This window comes from Salinispora sp. H7-4, assembly GCF_013416675.1.
Classification (GTDB): Bacteria; Actinomycetota; Actinomycetes; order Mycobacteriales; family Micromonosporaceae; genus Micromonospora; species Micromonospora vitiensis.
The window spans coordinates 183,098-202,815 of sequence record NZ_JABZED010000002.1; the positions used below are offsets into that span (position 1 = coordinate 183,098).

Genomic DNA, 19,718 nt, shown 5'->3' on the forward strand with positions numbered 1-19,718 from the left:
TTTGGAGGCCCGCGCGTGAAAGACACGGTCGCTGATCTCGCCATTCTCGGCGGGACTCCGACGTTCCCACAGATGCTGCAGGTGGGAACGCCCAGCGTGGGAGAGCGGTCGCGGTTGTTCGAGCGACTGCACACCGCGTTGGACAACAAGTGGCTCACCAATGGCGCCCTGGTCCGGGAGTTCGAGGAACGCATCGCGGCGCTGGCGGGCGTACGGCACTGCGTGGCGACCTGCAGCGGCACCATGGCGCTGCAACTGCTCTACCAGGCCACCGGGCTCACCGGCGAGGTGATCATGCCCGCAATGACCTACGTGGCCACCGCACATGCCGCCTCGATGCTGGGGCTGACACCGGTCTTCGCCGACGTCGATCCGGAGACCGGATGCCTCGACCCGCAACGGGTGGAGACGGTGCTGACCCCGCGCACCTCGGCCATCGTCGGGGTTCACCTCTGGGGCCGGCCCAGCCCGGCGGGTGAGCTGGAGAAGGTAGCTGCCGCGCACGGCCTCACGCTCGTCTTCGACGCGGCGCACGCACTGGGGTGCAGCCACCAGGGCCGCCGGATCGGTGGTTTCGGTAGCGCGGAGATGTTCAGTTTCCACGCCACCAAGGTGGTCAACTGCTTCGAGGGCGGTGCGGTGGCAACCAACGACGACGCTCTCGCCGGGGAGCTTCGCGCGCTGCGTACCTTCGGGATCACCACCGACGGCCGTAGCGTGGGGGTCGGCACCAACGCCAAGATGACCGAGGCATCCGCGGCGATGGGACTGACCTCGCTGGACGCCATGGCCACCACGGTGCGCCACAATCGGGCCAACCATGCGCGCTACTGTGCTGCGCTGCGCGGACTGGGCGGCCTGACTGTCGCCGACTTCGACGAGGCCCAGGAGCCCAACTGGCAGTACGTCATCCTCAGGATCGACGAAGCGGTGACCGGCATCCATCGGGATCTGGTGATGCGGATACTCCGAGCGGAGAATGCGGGCGCGCAGCGCTATTTCTCCCCGGGCTGTCACCAGCTGGAGCCCTATCGGTCCCAGCGGCCGGTCTCCCTGCCGCACACCGAACGCCTGGCGGAGCAGGTCCTCGCCCTGCCGACCGGCCCGGCGGTCGGCGCGGCGGACATCGACCGAATCTGCAGCATCGTGCGCTGCGCGATCTCCCACGGACCGGAGCTCACCAACCGGCTTGGCCCGCGCCCCACCCGCCCTTTCGCCACCTCCTAGAAAGCACCTCAAATCGATGAAGTTCATGTTCACCGTCGGGGGTAGCCAGTCCACCGTGTTCTGCATCGCCCCACTGGCGACCGCGGCCCGTAACGCCGGCCACGAGATCCTGCTGACCGCCGACGAACCGCTGCTGGAGACCGCGGCGGCGATCGGGTTGCCGGCGGTCCCGACGCCCCATCCGGGAAAGCCCGCGGCCCGGTTACGGGCCCTGCTGGAGTTGGCCGGGCAGTGGCCGCCCGATGTGGTGGTCGGTGGCCTGTCATACGTCCCCGGCCTCGTCGCCGTGGAGACCCGGGCGCTGTACGTGCGCCACTACTGGGACATCGTGCCGCTGCGGCCAGAGCCGGGAATCACACCCGACCTGAAGCGACTGGGCCTGAGCGGGCCACCGGCGGCCGACCTGTTCATCGACGTGTGCCCGCCGGGCCTCCGGCCGTCGCCCACCCCCGGCGCCCGGCCGATGCGCTGGATTCCGAAGAACCGGCAGGGTCGCCTGCAGCCATGGATGTACACCCGGCCCGCCGACCGCCCGCGGGTGCTGGTTACCGCGGGTACGCGCAACCTCTTCCTGCATTCGCGCAGCAGCGTCATCCGACATCTGGTGGACCAGCTCAACGCGGCTGGCGCCGAGGTGGTGATCGCGGCTCCGGAGCGCGCCGCCGCGGAGTTCGGCGCGCAGTTCCGCGATGTCCGTGTCGGCTGGGTACCGTTGGATGTCGTCACCCCCACCTGTGATCTGGCGGTACACCACGGCGGGGCGGCTACCACGATGACGGTGCTGAACGCCGGCGCACCGCAGCTGGTCGTCCCCGACAACGACTACTCCCGGTCCGTCGCGAAGGCCCTCACCGACGTCGGCGCGGGCCTGACCGCCGCCCCGGTACCCCCGGACGGTGACCGGGCGGCGATCGAGGCGATCGCCGCGGGTTGCCGGCGAATCCTCGCCGACCCCGGGTACACCGAACGCGCGCGGTTCCTGGCCGCCGGGGTCGCCGACCTTCCCCCGCCCGCCGAGGTCGTGCACACGGTCGAGAAGCTGGTCGCCAGCCGATAGCCGGGGCCCAGCCTTGGCCGGGAAGCCCTGGCCGGGGAGCCTTGGCTGGGAAGTCTTGGCCCCGGCCGAGGCTCCCCGAGCAGGGATCGACGCTGGTTATCCTGAACCACACCAGCATGCCCGCACCGGAGGAGCTCCGTATTGACCACGAAGGTGGGCGTCCTTCTGCACAGTCGTCACCTCGAAACGGAGGCGTGGGAGGACCTGGTCCTCGGTCGCCCCCGGGACGACAGGTTGGGCGACGCGGCCACGCTGGCGCGGGAGGTCCTGACCCTAAGCCATGATCACGAGCTCAGCTGCATCGTCATGGGCAGCGGCTTCTCCCAGCGCGACGGCATCAGCGAGGGCGAGTACACGAGGCGATTCTTCCTGGCGAACCTCGCCCGCCTCGAGGAGTTCCCCCGGCTACGCCCGCTCCTGGCCCGGCTGTCCGGCCCGCAACGGGCCGCCTTCCGGCAGGCGGTGCGGGACATCATCATCATGCCGCAGGCCGGCAACACGGTCTCCGAGTTGGAGACCGCAGCCGGCATCTTCGCCGCCCACGGCGTACACCGGGTGCTGCAGGTCACTGCCGCCAGTCATGCTCCCCGCTGTCTCAAGGAGCAGACCGTCGCCCGGGCGCAGGGTCTGATCGGGACGGAACAGCAGTGGTACGCGGTCGCCACCGACATGGCGTACTGGGGCACCCACCCCGAGGATGTCTGCGTCATCGAGCCGCTCCACCGGCGCGACCAGCCGATGACCTTCGTACGGCCCGGGCTCTCCGAGGTCATCGCGCCGTACTTCTTCCTTCCGGATACCGACAAGAAGGCGTTCGTGGCGATGGTCGCGGAGTTCATGGCCGCCCGCGGCAGCACCGCCCCACCACCGCGGTAGTCCCACCCGGGCCGGGAGGAGATGCGGGAGATCCTCCCGGAGCGCGGCACCCGGTGCACCGCCCGTCAGCCGATCCACCCGCTCCGGGCGTCCGCGTGCGACGCGGGGACGCGCACGGCGCGCGACCGCACCTTGTCGATCAGTTCCGCCTGGAGGTTGATCGCTTCCGCCTGCGGACGGTAGTCCGCACCATCGAGCACGGACCGGGCGAAGAACTCCGCGATGTTCCGGAACTGATGATCTGCGGGGAGCCGCACCTCCTCGGCATGGCCCTCAGCCTCGATCCGGATCACCGGCTGCCGGGTGGCCGGCGGGGTGAAAGCCCGGTCAAGGGTGAGTCGCGCCCGTTCACCCCAGAACGAATAACAGGATCGGTACGCGTGCTCGAAGCCGAAGGAGAGTTCGGCCGTCACGCCCGACGGGGTGGCCAGCAGGACGTGGCCGGCCAGGTCGACGCCGTGGACCGGACTCGTCCGCAGCACCGAGCCGACGACGTCGAGCTCCGGGCCGAGAAAGTAGGTGGCGGCGCGCAGCGGATAGACGCCGACGTCGAGCAGCGCACCGCCGCCGAACTCGCCGCGGTAACGCCAGTTCGTCGGGGCCAGTGGCGGGATCCCGAAACGTGCGGTGAGGAGCCGGGTCGCGCCGATCCGGCCCGCAGCGACAAGGTCGCGGACCACCTCGTGCTGACGGTGGTGGAGAAACATGTAGTTCTCCAGTAGCCAGAGTCCCGCCTGCTCCGCCTGGTTCACCAGCCTGCGGGCGGTGACATGGTCACTGGTGAGCGGCTTTTCGGAGAGCACGTGTTTGCCGGCTGCCAGGGCCCGGCTCACCCAGTACGCGTGCAGCCCGGTGGGCAGTGGGATGTACACCGCGTCGATGTCGGCCCGGTCCAGCAACTCGTCGTACCCGTCGACAGCCCGGCATCCGAACTGCTCGGCGACCGTACGGGCCCGGGCGGGGTCGCGGCTCGCGACCGCCCTCAGCTCGATCCCGGTCACTTCGGTCAATGCCGGCAGAAACCGGCGGAGCGCGATGCTGGCGCACCCCAGAACTCCCAGCCGGATGAGAGCGGGCATCCGGCACCTCCCTTCACTGGAGCCGGCCGGTAGCCGGCCCGGCGGCGATCAGTGGGCCACCTGATACAGCTGCTGCTCCAGCACCTGGCACTGCTGGTAGTCGGGGAGCAGGCCGGCCTCGGCGGTCTCCGCCAGACTCGGACCCACCCGGTCCCGGTCGGAGACGATCGTTTCCAGGTCGGTGGGGATCGGCAGCCCCAGAGCGGGGTCAAAGACGGAGACCACCCGCTCGTGCTCCGGGACATACGCCCCAGTGAGCATGTAGGACATGATGGTGTCGTCGGCGAGGGACACGAAGGCGTGCCCGACCCCAACCGGAAAGTACACCGCCCGGAACTCCCGCGAATCCAGCTGCACCGCGTCCCAACGGCCGAATGTCGGTGAACCGACCCGGACGTCCACGACGATGTCGATCGCCGCACCGGCAGCACAGTAGACGTACTTCGCCGTACCCGGTGGAGCGCTGGTGTAGTGGACGCCGCGGACCACACCCCGTCGGGACACACTGTGGTTGGTCTGCGCGACGGGCAGGAGCGGGCCTCCGTTCGCCGCGGCGAACGGAGCTCGCTGAAACGGTGACACGAACAGTCCCCGGCGGTCGGCGAAAACCTCGGGCGTAAACCTGAACGCACCCTGGACCGCGAGCTTCTCGACCTTCACCTGATCCCCCCCTAGAGCCGATCACTTCCGTCGAGCAGGGCCGCCACGGTGCGGTGTACCGCCTCCGCAAGCTCCGTGCGTGCGCACCATCCCGAGACCCGCTGGAAGGGCGTCGGGTCGATCTGCATGCTCTGAAAGTCGATGACAGGAGCGTGGGCCGGCGCCGGCACCGAGACCACCGGTACGGCCGGTTCGCCGGTCTGCGCCGCGACCGACCTCGCGACCGTACGGAAGACCGCGCCCAGTGTGTCCGGGCGGCCAGAGCCCACCAGCCAGTGTCGACCGGTCAGCGCATCCGGGCAGCGCATGGCGGCCAGGAAGGCGTCCGCGGCATCCTCGACATACACCAGATCCCGCCGAACGGTGCCGTCATGCCACATCGTCAGCGGCTGACCGGCGAGAGCCCGGCGGGCCATCGTGACCACCACGCCCTGATCAGCCACCCGGGACAGCGAGCTCTGCCCGAACACGGTCGGCAGCCGCAGGCTGACCCCACGCAGGACCGACGCCGTGCTGGCGGCCTTCAGCAGCCGTTCGGCGGTCAGCTTCTGCCGGCCGTAGGCGGTCTCCGGGCGGTCCGGTTCGCTGCCGGTCATCGGCCGCTTCGGGGGCTGTCCCACCTGCAGGGTGGTCGCGGCGAACACTACCAACGGAGCGGTCCGGGTTGGCCGGCGCCGGCCAAGAATCTCGATGAGGTCGCGCACGATGCCCACGTTCACCCGTTCTCCCTCCGGAGTGTCGGCGTCACGCCACCCACCGCTGTGTTTACCCAGGTGGAGGATGACGTCGGCGCCCGCGACGGCATCGGCCAGGCATGCGGTCTCGGTGAGGTCCCCGGTGCAGACCTCCACCTCGGCCACCACCTGCTCCGGTAGCGGGCTACGACGACGTGACGCGGCCCGCAACCGGATCGGAAGCTGCGCCAACCGGGCGGTGACAACCGACCCCAGATAGCCGGACGCTCCCAGTACGCTCACCACGGGTGGGTCACTGCCCATCGCCGGCTCCCGGTCCACCGCTCCTCCGATCTCCGGTGTTGGCAGGTTGTCGCAGGTTGTCGCGCCCCTCCGGCTTCATCACCGGTACGGCCGGTCAGCCGCCACCGTCCGGTCGTCTCCGGCGATAGACGGCCTGCCAGTAGAAGCTCCACGGCACGGCCCACGCATCAGTAACATCGCGCCACGCGGGGCCGGGCCGATAAGCCGCGAGGAACCCCGGCACGGCGGCCCGCACCGCCTGGTTGTCGTGGATATCCAGGACCTGACGGAGTAGACCGGTCTCCATCGCCTGCCATCGGGCCTCGTCGCCCTCCACATGCCCGTCCAGACTCCGATCCTGGTACTTGCCGACGGGGTTCTTCACATACAGAGCCGCGCACCGACGGTCGATCAGATCGAGATAGCAGCGTACGGTCTCCGGGGTCATCTCGGCGAACGAGTTGATGTTGATGCCGAGGTCGAAATCGCTCTCGCTCAGTGCCAGCCCCACGTCCCCGTCCTCCACCGGGACGAAGCGGAGCTTCGCGAACTGGGCATCGTCCAGGACCGCCCGCAGATAGCGACGGCTGAACCGCATGGTGCTGCGCAGATCCACGATGCAGTACGCAGCGACATCATGGTTCGACAGCAGGGTGTGACAGGTCCGCCCGTAGCCGGCTCCGATCTCGAGCACCCGGGCCCCCCGCAGGTCGACGCTCCGCTCGATGAACCCGACCTCGAGCGTGGCCTGCAGGTAGTCCAGGCAGACCGGCATTCCGTGCCACCGCACCGCGACCGGATCACCCACCTCACGCCGGGCCGTCCGACGTAACCGCGCCCAGTCGTCCGGACCAAGGGTGGTCGCCAGATTGTGTACCAGCGTCTTGAGATACCGCACGCCGTTCACCTCGGGGTCCCACAACGACATCTTGTGGTTCGGCCGCTCCGTCTTGAAGTGCGAGAGATCTACTGCCGCGTCCTCGGTGAACCAGTGCCGAGTGATGCGTTCCCACTGTCGGCTCGCTCGGTATACGTCTGTCATCTCGACCGTCTTTCACCCAGGGAAGGTATCGAAAACGCTTTACCCGCTGGACGGTGTGGACGTACTCGATCTCGGACGGAGTCTCACATCTGGTCCGACACGCCGCAACTCCACGGTTGCGGTGTGCTCCACGTTCAACTGACCGCCGACGCCAGATGAACAGTTCTTCCGCGGTCCCCGCAAGCAGGGGTTGAACGCATTCTCGAACGAGCAACAGCACGCCGATAATGGCCTCGACGCGGGCCGCCGCGAGCCACCCCAACAGTGGAGGGACGACTCAGTGCCAGAAAAGGTGGATGTCGACTCACTCAGCGACCTGGCGACACCGTGGAGCCTACGCGTGGTGGTAACCCTGGGCGTGGCCGAGCAGCTGGCGGCTGGCGTCACCGAGATCGGAGAGCTCGCCCGCCACCTCGAGTGTGACCGGGACTGCCTGGCCCGGGTCCTACGCCACCTGGTCGGCAAGGGCGTCTTCGCAGAGCCGGTCGAGGGCGAGTTCGCCCTGAACGAGGCGGCCCGTTCCCTGCTGGGATCCGGCCGGCTACGCGGCCTGGCTCTGGACGGCCACGGTGGCCGCAGCGCCGCCGCCTGGAACGGACTGCTCGCGACGGTGCGGACCGGGCAACCCGGGTACCAGACCGTCTTCGGACGCTCCTACTGGGCCGACCTCGACGCCGACTCCGACCTCGCGGCCAGCTACGACGCGAACATGGGTCGGCGGGCCGGCGAGGCATCGGATCCGGCTGTCCTCCTCGACGACACCTGGGCTCAGGTCGGCCACGTGGTTGACGTGGGCGGTGGTACCGGCGAGACGCTCGCCGAAATCCTGCGGGCCCGGCCGACGGTCCGCGGCACCCTGGTTGACCTGCCCCGAACGGTCGCCCGGTCCACCGAGGTCTTCGCGGCCGCGGGGGTTGCCGACCGGGCCGCCGTCCAGGGGCAGAGCTTCTTCGACCCGCTGCCCGCCGGAGCCGACGTCTACCTGCTCAAGCGTCTGCTCCTGGACTGGCCGGACGAGCAGGCTGTCGCGCTGCTCACCCGCTGCGCCGAGGCCGCGGCACCGCACGGCCGCGTGGTCGTGGTCGGCGGGGTCTCCCCGGGGCGGTCGGCCGCCGCGGCCGGGCTACTGATGATGGTGCAGACCGGCGGCAAACCCCGGACCCTGGACGAGTTCCGGGACCTCGCCGCGCGCGCCGGCCTCGCCGTGACGGCATCCGGCCACAGCCCGTCGGGCCAGTTTGTCACCGAATGCCGCCCCGAGGCCGGCAGCACCGCACGGAAGACCAACGCCCGGCGATGAGGTTCCTCTTCCTCACCACCGGCAGCCACGTCACCGTCTATGCGATCGCCGCCCTGGCCCACGCGGTACGCAACGCGGGGCACGAAGTACTGGTGGCCACGAACGAGCCGCTCATCGACGCGGTGGAGACGGTCGGCCTACCCGGGGTGTCGATCACGTCGGCGTCGATCCGGCGCTTCCTCGCCACCGTCGACTCGCCGCACGAGCTGGTGGTGACCGGCCGCGGACTGGGGAGGATGGCCGCCGCCACGCTGGCGGGCCTGAACGAGCTGGCGCAGGACTGGCGGCCGGACATCATCGTCGGTAGCTCGATGAGCTACGCGGCAGGGCTGCTCGCCGCGGCACGGGACGTCCCCTTCGTACGGCACATCGAGTATCTGCGGATTCCGATGGCGGAGATCGACCCGGTGGCGGCGGCGGAGCTTGCGCCGGAGCTGAGCCGCCGGAACCTGGGCGGGCTACCGGAACCCGACCTGGTGGTTGATGTCAGCCCGCCGTCGCTACGGTCGTCGCCCGCCGCCGACGTGCACCCCATGCGCTACGTGGCCACGAACCCCCAGCGCCGCCTCCAACGGTGGGCCTACACCCGTCCGCCAGGCCGCCCCCGGGTGTTGATCACCTCCGGAACGCACCATCGCATGCTCGCCGGCCGCGCGTTACGGCGGCTGGCAGCCCAGCTCACCGCCGCAGACGCCGAGGTGGTGATCGCGGCGCCCACCCGGGTCGCCGAGGAGTTCGGTGCGACGGCGGACGACATCCGCATCGGCTGGATCCCGTTGGATACCGTGGCACCCACCTGTGACCTGGCCGTCCACCACGGCGGCGCCACCACCACGATGGCCGTCATCGCCGCGGGAGTGCCGCAGGTGATCACTCCCCCGAACACCCACACCAGAGCGATCGCCGACGCGCTGTCCAACTTCGGCGCCGCCGTGACGGTCCACGCTCCCCACCAGGCCGATCACGACCTGGCAGACGTACTGGCCGCCCGCAGCCGAGAGCTACTCGCCGACCAGCGGTACGCCCGGCAGGCGCAGGCCCTCGCCGCCGAGCTGGCCGTACTGCCGACCCCGGCCGACATCGTCCGGCGGATGGAAACGCTGACTGCCGCCCGATGAACCCCGACAGTCCGAATGATCCGGCTGACGAGTAAGGCACTCAACAGGTGTTGGGCACCACGCCCACGAGTAGTTTGGGGGAATAGTGACAAGACTCTTCGCTGGTGCGACCGCAGTCGTACTGGGCCTCACGGCACAGGTCATCGCCGTCGCCCCGGTCGGGGCGGCACCAACGGCGGGCAGCACCGCCCGGCCGGCCAGCACAATCTCCTGGTCCCCCTGCCCGGACGACGACCCGGTGATGGAGGACTACCTGGTCGGGCTGGAGTGCGGCTCGCTCGCGGTGCCGCTGGACCACTCCCGACCGACTGGCCAGAAGATCACCCTGGCCCTCACCCGGGCCAAGCACACCGCGCCGGAATCCGAGTACCAGGGTGTTGTCCTGCTGAACCGGGGGCAGTGGCCCGGCACCATCGGACGGGACCTGCCCACCCGGTTCGCCAAGGGCTGGAGCGGGCTGCCGACCGAGGTGGGTTCGACCTACGACTGGATCGGGTTCGACCCCCGCGGCGTCGGGGGGAGCGAGCCGTCGATCACCTGCGACCCCACCTACCTGTATCCGGGCGAAGCACGGCCCGACTACGTTCCGGGCAGTCGCGCTGAGGAGAAGGTGTGGACGAAGCGGGCCCGCGCGTACGCGGAGAGCTGCGGCGAGAAGTACGGCGACACCCTCCGGCACTTCCGGACCACCGACACGGCGCGGGACATGGATCTCATCCGGGCCGCGCTCGGTCAGGAGCAGATCAACTATCTGGGCTACTCCTACGGCACCTACCTCGGCTCGGTCTACGCCTCCCTGTTCCCGGACCGGGTGCGCCGGATGGTACTGGACAGTGTGGTGCAGCCAAGCACAGTCGGGTACGCCGCACTGTCCCGTACGAATGCGGCCTTCGAGCAGCGCGCGCAGATCTTCTTCAGCTGGATCGCCGAACACGACTCGTACTACCACCTGGGCGACACGGCCGCGGCGGTCGAGGCAAACTACTACCAGGGCATGGCGGCACTCCGGGAGGCGCCGATCGACGGCCAGATTGGCCCGGCAGAGTACAACGACATCTTCGCGGTGAACGTGTATCGCAGCTACGTCTGGACCTACCATGCGCAGGTGCTGGCCGACTGGGTGCTGCGGGGTGACCCGGCCGGGCTGCGGGCGAACTTCGGTGGCGAGCCGGGCTTCGCGGCGCAGAACACCCACGCCACGTACCGCACCGTGCAGTGCGTCGACGGCTACTGGCCCCGGCGCTGGAGCCGCTGGCACACCGACCTGAGCCGCCAGTACGACCGCGGAGACCGCTTCATGACCTGGAACAGCGCGTGGTACAACGCTCCGTGCGCGTTCTGGCCGGTGCCAGCCCGTCGGCCGACGAAGGTCGGCGACCAGAACGCGAACATACTGCTGATCCAGGCGGAACACGACGGACTCACCCCGGTGGCCGGAGCCCACGAGGTGCACCGGCGGTTCCCGAACTCCCGGCTGGTCCTGGAGCGCGGCGGCGTATTCCACGGCGCGTCCCTGACCGCCAACGCCAACGAGTGCCTCAACAACCACGTCACCGCCTACCTACGAGACGGCACCCGGCCGAGCGCCACCACCGGCGTTGACGCCAGCTGCGAGGCGAATCCGCTGCCAGCTCCGGAAGCCGGCTGACCGGCACAGTCAACGAGTCCGCCGGCCGTCACCTCGGGCCGGCGGACTCGGTTCCGCGCGGGCTGGCATGGTCGAGCCCGGCCACTACCCGGAGGTCACCTTCCACAGAAAGCCGTCCGGATCGGTGAAGTAGCCGGCGTAGACTCCGGACCCGGATTTCGCAGCCGGGGCGACGACCCGGCCGCCGGCAGCGGTCACTTCCGACAGGAGGGAGTCGACCTCGTCCGGCGAGGGCACCATCCGTTCGAAGGCCGCTGCCCGGAAGTCGGCGCGGTCCTCCTTGGTGCCAACGTCCTTGGCCAGCACCTTTCCGTCCATCAGGCCCAGCCGGCAGCCAGCCGGACTTGGCTGGAAGTCGATGTACTTGCTGCCGTAGTCCCGGTCGACCACCATGCCCAGGGCCGCATAGAAGGACTTGGCAGACTTCGTCGCGGCGACGCCGAGGAGAATACCGACCTCATTCGGCACTGGTGTCTCCTGGGCTGGCCCGGTCGCCTTCGCCTTCGCCGAGGTCAGCTTCCAGACCGCACCGTCCGGTGCCTGAAAGGCACCGGAGAAGCCGGCGAACATGGCCTTCTTCGCCGGTTTGAGAACACTCGCGCCGTGCCGGGCGGCAGCATCCAGGATGCTCCGCACCTCGTCGGGCTGGTTGACGACATAGCTGAGGACGTAGCCGCGATAGTTCGGTGCTACGGGCTCCGCCTGCGCCTGTGCCGCCAGCTCCGCGATCGGGCACACGGCGAGCCGGGCCACGCCGTGCAGATCCAACTCCACCCGCTCGTCCTGATGGCCTACGGCAGTAGCCGCGAACACGGATTGATAAAAGGCGGGTGCGGCCTGCACGTCGGTTGCCCCGAGCGTGATCGTGTCGGGCAACAGCATGATGGTGATGGCCTCCTTGGCATCAGTGGGCTTGCGATCAACGAGGGAAATGACGCTTCCGCGCCGCGGTCAACCCGCCTGCTGGATCCGGATCAGATTGCCGGCCGGGTCCCGGAAGGCGCAGTCCCGGACCCCGTAGTCCTGGTCGATCGGCTCCTGCACCACCTCGGCTCCGCTGGCTTGCACCCGCTCGAACACCTCGTCGAGGTTGGAGGCGGCGAGGAGAACGCCGGCGTACGTGCCCTTCGCCATCATCTCCTCGATCGTGCGCCGCTCGCCGTCGGTGATCCCGGGGTCGGCCGCCGGCGGTTGGAGCACGATGGAGGTCTGCGGCTGGTCGGCCGGGCCCACCGTGACCCACCGCATCCCGTCGTAACCGACATCGTTTCGAATCTCGAAGCCCAGGACTTCCCGGTAGAAGGTGATCGACGCCTCCGCATTCTCGTGCGGCAGAAAGCTCGAGTGGATGGTGATGTTCATAGCGCTACGCTAACGGCCGTCCGACCCCGATGCTTCTTGATTCCTGATCCATTCTTCCTGGTCACCGGCGGGAGCCGGCGGCTCCAGCAGGTTTCGACTCCCGCTCGGCCCCGGCCTGAGGACTGCCGCGCAAGGTGGCGGAAGGCTCCCGTCCGGCGGACCAGCCCCGCAACCCGGCATCCGGCATCCGGCATCCGGCATCCGGCAGAAGCGAAACGTGGTCGAGAGGAGTGGTCGATGGATTTCGTCAAGGTGTGCCCGGTGACGGCGCTTCCGGCCGAAGGCGCGATCGAGGTGAAGGTCGAGGGCCGCGCGGTGGCCGTGGTTCGGAGCGGGGGACGGGTGTACGCGATCGACGACCGGTGTTCCCACGCGGAGGTTTCGCTCGCCGAGGGAGAGGTGTACAACGGCACGATCGAGTGCTGGCTGCACGGCTCCTGCTTCGATCTGCGCACCGGTGAGCCGACCAATCCCCCAGCTACCCGACCGGTCGGCACCTACCGGGTACGGGTCGAGGACGGGGACGTCTACGTCGCCCCCGGCGGAGCCCAGCCCTGACCGGCGCGGCGCCCCGGCGCCCCGGTGACCTGCCGACACCCCACCGCCACCGGTCGGGACGACCCGCCGTGCCGCCCGCGCCGACTGAGGAGGCTGGGTGACCACCACCGCCCCTGATGTGCCGGTACGGCGCATCCTCCGGTTGTTCCGCCCATATGGATGGAGCCTGGTAGTCGTCGCCGGCCTGGTCGGCCTCTCGTCCCTGTTCTTCCTGGTAAACCCGTTCCTGATCCGAGAGATCCTGGACGTGGCCCTACCGGAGGGCCGGACGGGTCTACTCACCGTCCTCGTCGGTTGCATGCTCCTCGCGGCCGTCGCGAACAGCTCGGTCGTCGTCTGGCAGACCTACCTCTCCACGAAGGTCGGCGAGCAGGTGATGCACGATCTGCGCGCCGCCGTCTACGGACGCCTGCAGCGGATGCCGCTGGCCTTCTTCAGCCGGACCCGCTCCGGCGAGGTGCAGTCGCGGATCACCAACGACATCGGCGACATGCAGGCCACCGTGACCACCACCGCGACGACGCTGGTCTCCGACGTGACCGTGGTCGTGGCCACGATCATTGGGATGTTGGTGTTGGATTGGCGTCTCACCATCGTGTCGCTGGTGCTGGTGCCGTTCTTCGTCTGGGTCGGGCGACGGGTCGGCAACCAGCGCCGCCGCATCACCCGCGAGCGGCAACGCCAGGCCGCCGCGATCACCGTGATCGTGCAGGAATCGCTCTCCGTCAGCGGTGTGCTGCTGGCCCGGACGATGGGCAGATCCCGCTCGCTGACCGACATCTTCACCGCGGAATCGCGACTCCTGTCCGACCTGGAGATCCGCTCACACCTGGCCGGTCGCTGGACCCAGGCGACAACCTGGATCGTGTTGGCATCGATGCCGGCGGCGACGTACTGGGTGGCGGGACTGAACGGCCGCGACGGTCAGGCGGCGATCTCCATCGGCACCCTGGTCGCCTTCACCACCCTGCAGCAGACCCTGCTGCGGCCGGCGGTCTCCCTGGTGGAGGTCGCCGTGGAGGTGCAGACCTCACTCGTCCTGTTCGGCCGGATCTTCGAGTACCTCGACCTGCCCGTCGACCTCGACGAGTCAGCGGGGTCCGCCCCCCTCGCGAAGCCGCGGGGGGAACTCCGGCTCCACCAGGTCGGCTTCACCTATCCGGGCGCGGACCGGCCCACGCTGCGCGACATCGACGTGGCGGTCCCCGCCGGCCGCAGCCTGGCGATCGTCGGTGAGACCGGGTCCGGCAAGACCACTCTCAGCTACCTGATCCCGCGGTTGTACGACCCGACGTCGGGACGGGTGACAATCGACGGTACGGACGTGCGGGACCTGCCCGCGGAGACGCTGGCGGCGACGGTCGGCATGGTGTTCCAGGAGACCTACCTGTTCCACACCTCGGTCGCCGAGAACCTGCGGTTCGCCCGGCCCGGCGCGACCGACGACGAGTTGGTGGCGGCCGCCAAGATCGCACATATCCACGACCACCTGCTGTCGCTGCCGAACGGGTACCAGACCGTGGTGGGCGAACGGGGGTTCCGGTTCTCCGGCGGGGAACGGCAGCGCCTGGCGATCGCCCGGGCGGTCCTGCGCGATCCGCCGATCCTGGTGCTCGACGAGGCGACCAGTTCCCTGGACAACCAGACCGAGGAGGCCGTCACGCGGGCCATCGACGCGGCCAGCGCCGGTCGTACCACGATCACGATCGCGCACCGGCTCTCGACGATCCGCGACGCAGACGAGATCATCGTGCTGGATGCCGGCACCATCGTCGAACGCGGCACCCACGCCGAGTTGGTGGAGCTGGGGGGACATTACGCGATGCTCGTCAACCGCGAGGTCGAGGTGCCGGCCGACGCCCGCTAGGCGCGACGCACACCGGGCACCAGAGGCACACCGGGCACCACGGGGGCGGCTCACCGCCGCTCGTCGCTGGTTGCCGATACCCGCTACGGGTTCCGCACCCAGGCCGAGTGGTGCGGGGTGAAGCCGATGTGTGGGTAGTAGTCGGCGGCGGCCGGCGCCGACAGTAAGACGATCTTCGCCTGCGGCGCCTCCTGCTGGGTCGCCGCGATGAGGGCTTTGCCGATGCCGGACCGCTGGTACGCCTGGTCCACGGCGATGTCGGAGAGGTACGTCACGTAGGAAAAGTCGGAAATGCTCCGCGCGATTCCCACCAGCTCACCCCCGACCCGACAGGTCAGCACCAGGTTCGCGTTTCGCACCATCGCGGCCAGCCGGCCGGCCTCCGCGATCGGTCGCCGCGCACCGAGCCCCGACGACCGGTACAGCGCCTCGACCGCAACCAGATCGAGGTCGACGCCGTTCTCGCGTTCAATGTGCCAGGTCACGGAGATCTTCCAATCGCTTGCGAATGACGTTGTGGTGAACCAGGAAACGCTCCGGGTGCAGTGGCGCGACATCGATGCCCTCGGCTCGCAGCAGGGTAGCGAAATCTCCGTCACCGGCGGCGGCGCCGTTCGCGGCGGCCTGCACCGACCGGTAGGCGCGTTCCCGCTCGGTGCCGCCCGCCAGCAGGTCGGCCAGGACCGCGGAGCTGTAGACCACGCCGCCGTTCCCCTCGACCGTGGCCCGCATTCGATCCGGGAAGACCTCCATCCCCACCACCAGATCCGCGGCGCGACTCGCCTGGAAATGCGCGACGATCATCGCGTCGGGCAGGACCACCCGTTCCACGGCGGAGTGGGACAGATCCCGCTCGTGCCACAGCGCCACGTTCTCCACCGTCGTACCCGCGTACCCGCGGAGCAGCCGGGCCAACCCCACCAGACGTTCACTGGAGGTCGGATTCCGCTTGTGCGGCATGGCGCTGGAGCCCTGGTAGCCGGCCGTACGGCGCTCCTCCACCTCGCGAACCTCGCTGCGCGAGAGCAGCCGGACCTCGGTGGCGACCTGCTCCACGCAGGCGCCGAGCGTGGCGAGGGCGTGCAGCAAATGCGCGTGTCGATCCCGGGCCACGACCTGGGACGGCGCGGGCTCCACCGCAAGGCCGAGCTCGGCGCAGACGTGCTCCTCGACGAAGGGGTCAATGAGCGCATAGGTCCCGACCGATCCGGAGATGGTGCCAACCGCGACCTCGGCACGCGCCGCTCGTAGCCGCCGTACGGACCGGTCCAGCGCGAAGGCGAAGCCCGCGAGCTTGTGCCCGAGGGTGGTGGGCTCGGCGTGCATGCCGTGGGTACGGCCGACACAGACCGTCTCCCAGTGCGCGAGCGCCTGATCCACCAGCACACCGCGCAGCCGCACCACCGCCGCGAGCAGCACGTCACAGGCGCCGGCAAGGGTGGCCCCCAGCGCGGTGTCCACCAGGTCGTAACTGGTCATGCCGAGGTGGACCCACCGGGCCGAGTCGGCAGGGATGTCCTCGCAGAAGGCCGCGAGGAAGGCGAGAATCTCGTGGTCCCGCTGGCGCTCGTGCTCGGCCACCCGCGCCACCGACGGCACCCGGGCTTGCTGGATGTCGGCCAGGGCCGGCTCGGGGACCCGGCCCAGCAGCGCCTGCGCCTGGGTCGCGAGGAGCTCCACCTTCGACCAGGTGGTATAGCGCGCCTCGTCCGACCAGAGGTCGGCCATCTCCGGCAGAGAATAACGAGAAATCATGACCATGAACCCCTAACGAGAACCGGACCCATGAGCCGCAGAGTAGCGATTCCCCCGGCGCACAGTACAGCACTGATCCAAAACTTATCCATACTTGCCTTCCAGGTCTTCGTAGCTTTTCGTCAGTTGAACGAGGCGGATCCGAGGAGCACCGGAAATCTTTTCTTCGGAGTTGCCATCCGGACCGCCGCGCCCCTCCCGAACACTTGCCCAACGAGCGGCGACGGCCTTTATTGGGGTGGTGCCCGCATTCACGCTTCCCGCCATTCGAACCCCGGTTTGCCGGTCTGTCCGGGAGACGAGACAGCTGTTTCTCACCGGCGGTTCGACAGTTGCCGAGCATCTCGAGGACGTACTCGCGGCGATCCGGGAGATCGACCCGACGATCGGGGCGTTCGTGGCGGTCGCCGACGACCGCGTCCGCGACGAGGCGGACGCGGCCGACCAGCTCCTCTCCGCTCTCGGTGCGGCCGCCTTCCGAGACCGGCCGCTACTCGGAGTCCCGATCGCGATCAAGGACCTCATCCAGACCCGAGACCTGCCCACCCGACGCGGGTCGCTGGTGCCCAACCGCCGACCGGCGGTGGACGCACCGGCGGTAGCCCGCCTACGGGCGGCGGGCGCCATCCTGGTGGGCAAGACCGCGACCTCGGAACACGGGTGGAGCGCCAGCACGGTAAGCCGGGTCGCCGGCCCGACCCGCAACCCGTGGGCACCGGAGCGGACGGCCGGCGGGTCGAGTGGCGGCTCGGCCGCTGCGGTGGCAGCCGGGCTCAGCACCGCGGCGATCGGGACCGACGGGGCTGGATCGATCCGCATCCCCGCGGCATTCTGCGGCGTGGTCGGGTTCAAGCCCTCCTTCGGCCGGGTCCCCTACGTGCCACCCGGCGCCGAGCGCCTGTCCCACCTGGGGCCGCTAGCAACCGAGGTCGCCGACATCACCACCCTGATGGCGGTGCTGGTCGGTCCGGACCACCAGGACCCGGACTCGGTGGCGGGAGCGACCGCGCCAACGGCCGCTCCGGCCGCGCTACGGATCGGCTGGCTCGACTTCCCTGGGACAACCGATGCGGTCCGGGCGGTCACGGACATGGTGGACCCGGCACTGGCCCGACTGGGACACCGGGTCGAGCGCATCGCGGTGCCGTTCACCGATCCCTACGGCGCGCTCGTGGACCTCCTCGCCGCCGCCGAGGCCGCTGCAGCGACTCCGGCGGCGGAGGAGCGGCTCTGCGACCCGGGCCGGCTCGCGCTCATCCGGTACGGGCGCACGCTCACCGGCGCCGCCGTCCTCCGCGCCGAAGAGACCCGGATGGCGCTGCGGGCCCGGCTGCACCACGTGATGCAGCGCTACGACCTGCTGGCGATGGCGACCGTCCCGATCACACCCTTCGCCGCTGAGGCCGTCGCCCCGCCCGCCACCACCGACCCCGACGGTCTGCGGTGGCTCGCGTGGTCACCCGCGACCTACCCGTTCAACCTCACCGGCCAGCCGGCCCTCTCCCTGCCCGCCGGGGTGACGCCCCACGGGCTCCCGGTGGGGGTTCAGCTCGTGGGTCGGGTCGGCGACGACGACCTGGTGCTCCAGGCAGCCACCCGGCTGGAAGCGGAGCTGGCCCGCGAGATGCCATGGCCGGGCGGCAACTTCCAAGGAGAGCGATGACGATGTCCAGGACCTGGTCTGTGCCCGACAACAACAGCGGCGTCGGGCGGCCCTCGTTCGTGGCCGAGTTCGGCCGCTGGAACGACGAACAGATCGCCGCCGCCGAGAAGGTCGAGGCGGCGCTCGACGAGGTCGACCTGGTCCGGGTCGCCTTCTGTGATCCGCACGGGTTGGCCCGCTCCAAAACCGTACCGGCGCACGTCTTCCGTACCGTGCTACGCAACGGTCTGGACTTCAGCCCCGGGCCGTTCCTCTTCGACACCGGGCACGCCGTCGCCGTGGACTTCCGCACCGACCCCGGCGTCGGGGTGGCGGAACTGCTGGGCGCGGGCGACTTCGTCCTGGTCCCGGACCCACGCACGTTCCAGGTGCTGCCCCGCGGGCACCGGCGGACCGCGTGGGTGATCGGCGACGAGTACCTCCGGGACGGCTCGCCACACCCGCTGGCGACCCGTCACCTCCTGCGCCGGGTCTGTGCTCGCTATGCCGAACGCGACCTGGCACCCGTGATTGGACTTGAGGTCGAGTGGTACCTGACTCGCCTGGTCGCCGGACCGGTGGGGAACGCGGGCAACGGGTTCGGCCGGCAGGGGGCCGCCCCGGCGGTGGCGGCGATGAACGCCGGATACCAGTTCAACCTGGACAGCTACTACGACGCCGTGGCCGACCTCGCCGACCCCCTGGCGGCCATGCTCATGGCACTCGGCCTGCCCTTGCGCACCATCGAACACGAGTCCGGGCCGGGGCAGTTGGAGACCACCTTCGACCCGATGCTGGCGCTGGCGGCGGCGGACGCCATGCTGCTGTTCCGGACCCAGGTCAAGCAGGAGTGCCGGCGCCGCGGCTACCACGCGTCGTTCATGACCCTCCCCGGTCTGGAAGGGTTCGACCCGAGCGGCTGGCACCTGCATCAGTCGGTTGTCGACACGACGACGAACCGCAACCTGTTCGCGCCGGACGACGGCGCCGCGGGCCCGCTCTCCGCCGCGGGCGCGGCCTACGTGCGGGGGCTGCTGGCCCATGCCCGCGAGTTCTGCCTGCTGTCCGTCCCGACCGTCAACGGCTACCACCGGCTCTCGCCGCGCTTCCCGCTCTCCCCCACCTCCGTCGACTGGCGCGAGGAGGACCGCAGCGCCATGGTCCGGGTGTTCAACGCCGGCAGCGCAACCCATGTCGAGAACCGGATCGGGGAACCGTGCGCAAACCCGTACCTGGTCATCGCCGCGCAGTTACACGCGGGCCTGGCCGGGTTGGACTCGGCGGACGCTGCCCCGGCTGGTGCGCCGGCCCCGGCGCTGCCGGCTTCCTTTGACGCGGCACTGGCCGCGTTCGGCGAGAGCACCCGGGCGGAGGAGCTGCTCGGCGCGCCGCTGAAGAACTGCCTGCGCAAGCTCAAGGAGAGCGAGGCGTCCCGGTTCCGCGCCTGGTGCGCAACGGAGCACCCGGCGACCGACTCCGTCACCGAGTGGGAGCACCGCGAGTACTTCGGGGTCTTCTGACCACCCGGCCCGGTGGGCCGGACCGTAGGG

Annotated in this window: 18 protein-coding genes; 10 read left to right on the forward strand and 8 right to left on the reverse strand. The window is 69.7% G+C overall.

Features of this window, described 5'->3' with window-relative positions; genetic code table 11:
* The first annotated feature begins 15 nt into the window (after positions 1–15).
* The 3 genes from H0524_RS00935 (at position 16) to H0524_RS00945 (ending at position 3,160) form a co-directional block, all read left to right on the forward strand.
* On the forward strand, positions 16–1,227 hold the full coding sequence (locus tag H0524_RS00935; RefSeq protein ID WP_180196954.1) for a DegT/DnrJ/EryC1/StrS aminotransferase family protein: 1,212 nt from the start codon (positions 16–18) through the stop codon (positions 1,225–1,227).
* Positions 1,228–1,252: 25 nt separating this feature from the next.
* A complete protein-coding gene (locus H0524_RS00940) occupies positions 1,253–2,284 on the forward strand; it encodes a glycosyltransferase (RefSeq protein ID WP_180197118.1) in 1,032 nt (343 codons plus the stop codon).
* 141 nt (positions 2,285–2,425) lie between these two features.
* Complete coding sequence (locus tag H0524_RS00945; protein ID WP_180196955.1) at positions 2,426–3,160, forward strand: ElyC/SanA/YdcF family protein; 735 nt, start codon at positions 2,426–2,428, stop codon at positions 3,158–3,160.
* A 65-nt stretch (positions 3,161–3,225) separates the two neighbouring features.
* Here H0524_RS00945 and H0524_RS00950 read toward each other — a convergent pair whose 3' ends face one another.
* The 4 genes from H0524_RS00950 to H0524_RS00965 all read right to left on the reverse strand — a co-directional run bounded on the left by H0524_RS00950 (position 3,226) and on the right by H0524_RS00965 (position 6,918).
* Positions 3,226–4,239, reverse strand: coding sequence for a Gfo/Idh/MocA family protein (locus tag H0524_RS00950; protein WP_180196956.1), 1,014 nt, complete (start codon positions 4,237–4,239; stop codon positions 3,226–3,228).
* 48 nt (positions 4,240–4,287) lie between these two features.
* Positions 4,288–4,899 carry a dTDP-4-dehydrorhamnose 3,5-epimerase family protein gene (locus tag H0524_RS00955; protein ID WP_180196957.1) on the reverse strand — a complete coding sequence of 204 codons (612 nt, stop codon included), beginning with the start codon at positions 4,897–4,899 and terminating at the stop codon, positions 4,288–4,290.
* Positions 4,900–4,910: 11 nt separating this feature from the next.
* A complete protein-coding gene (locus H0524_RS00960; protein WP_180197119.1) occupies positions 4,911–5,897 on the reverse strand; it encodes an NAD(P)-dependent oxidoreductase in 987 nt (328 codons plus the stop codon).
* Between the two features lie 94 nt (positions 5,898–5,991).
* Positions 5,992–6,918 (reverse strand): putative sugar O-methyltransferase, encoded by a 927-nt coding sequence (locus H0524_RS00965; RefSeq protein ID WP_180196958.1) that lies wholly within the window; start codon positions 6,916–6,918, stop codon positions 5,992–5,994.
* Positions 6,919–7,210: 292 nt separating this feature from the next.
* On the opposite strand from H0524_RS00965, the gene H0524_RS00970 reads away from it, so the two are divergent.
* The 3 genes from H0524_RS00970 (at position 7,211) to H0524_RS00980 (ending at position 10,984) form a co-directional block, all read left to right on the forward strand.
* Entirely contained in the window at positions 7,211–8,218 is a 1,008-nt protein-coding gene (locus H0524_RS00970; protein WP_180197120.1) for a methyltransferase, read from the forward strand.
* On the forward strand, positions 8,215–9,336 hold the full coding sequence (locus tag H0524_RS00975; RefSeq protein ID WP_180196959.1) for a nucleotide disphospho-sugar-binding domain-containing protein: 1,122 nt from the start codon (positions 8,215–8,217) through the stop codon (positions 9,334–9,336). The genes H0524_RS00970 and H0524_RS00975 overlap by 4 nt, the downstream gene beginning before the upstream one ends.
* Positions 9,337–9,421: 85 nt before the next feature.
* On the forward strand, positions 9,422–10,984 hold the full coding sequence (locus tag H0524_RS00980) for an alpha/beta hydrolase (RefSeq protein WP_180196960.1): 1,563 nt from the start codon (positions 9,422–9,424) through the stop codon (positions 10,982–10,984).
* A gap of 84 nt (positions 10,985–11,068) precedes the next feature.
* On the opposite strand, the gene H0524_RS00985 is transcribed toward H0524_RS00980, so the two are convergent.
* On the reverse strand, positions 11,069–11,866 hold the full coding sequence (locus H0524_RS00985; RefSeq protein ID WP_180196961.1) for a VOC family protein: 798 nt from the start codon (positions 11,864–11,866) through the stop codon (positions 11,069–11,071).
* Between the two features lie 69 nt (positions 11,867–11,935).
* Positions 11,936–12,346, reverse strand: coding sequence for a VOC family protein (locus H0524_RS00990; protein ID WP_018725052.1), 411 nt, complete (start codon positions 12,344–12,346; stop codon positions 11,936–11,938).
* 237 nt (positions 12,347–12,583) lie between these two features.
* On the opposite strand from H0524_RS00990, the gene H0524_RS00995 reads away from it, so the two are divergent.
* Positions 12,584–12,904 (forward strand): non-heme iron oxygenase ferredoxin subunit, encoded by a 321-nt coding sequence (locus H0524_RS00995; protein WP_180196962.1) that lies wholly within the window; start codon positions 12,584–12,586, stop codon positions 12,902–12,904.
* A 97-nt stretch (positions 12,905–13,001) separates the two neighbouring features.
* Positions 13,002–14,771, forward strand: coding sequence for an ABC transporter ATP-binding protein (locus H0524_RS01000; RefSeq protein ID WP_180196963.1), 1,770 nt, complete (start codon positions 13,002–13,004; stop codon positions 14,769–14,771).
* An 83-nt stretch (positions 14,772–14,854) separates the two neighbouring features.
* Here H0524_RS01000 and H0524_RS01005 read toward each other — a convergent pair whose 3' ends face one another.
* Positions 14,855–15,256 (reverse strand): GNAT family N-acetyltransferase, encoded by a 402-nt coding sequence (locus H0524_RS01005; RefSeq protein ID WP_180196964.1) that lies wholly within the window; start codon positions 15,254–15,256, stop codon positions 14,855–14,857.
* Positions 15,240–16,526, reverse strand: coding sequence for an adenylosuccinate lyase (purB, locus tag H0524_RS01010; protein ID WP_180196965.1), 1,287 nt, complete (start codon positions 16,524–16,526; stop codon positions 15,240–15,242). The genes H0524_RS01005 and purB overlap by 17 nt, the downstream gene beginning before the upstream one ends.
* A gap of 238 nt (positions 16,527–16,764) precedes the next feature.
* On the opposite strand from purB, the gene H0524_RS01015 reads away from it, so the two are divergent.
* Both H0524_RS01015 and H0524_RS01020 read left to right on the forward strand, forming a co-directional pair.
* Complete coding sequence (locus H0524_RS01015) at positions 16,765–18,189, forward strand: amidase family protein (RefSeq protein WP_309224969.1); 1,425 nt, start codon at positions 16,765–16,767, stop codon at positions 18,187–18,189.
* Complete coding sequence (locus H0524_RS01020; protein WP_180196966.1) at positions 18,186–19,688, forward strand: glutamine synthetase family protein; 1,503 nt, start codon at positions 18,186–18,188, stop codon at positions 19,686–19,688. The genes H0524_RS01015 and H0524_RS01020 overlap by 4 nt, the downstream gene beginning before the upstream one ends.
* Positions 19,689–19,718: the final 30 nt, after the last annotated feature.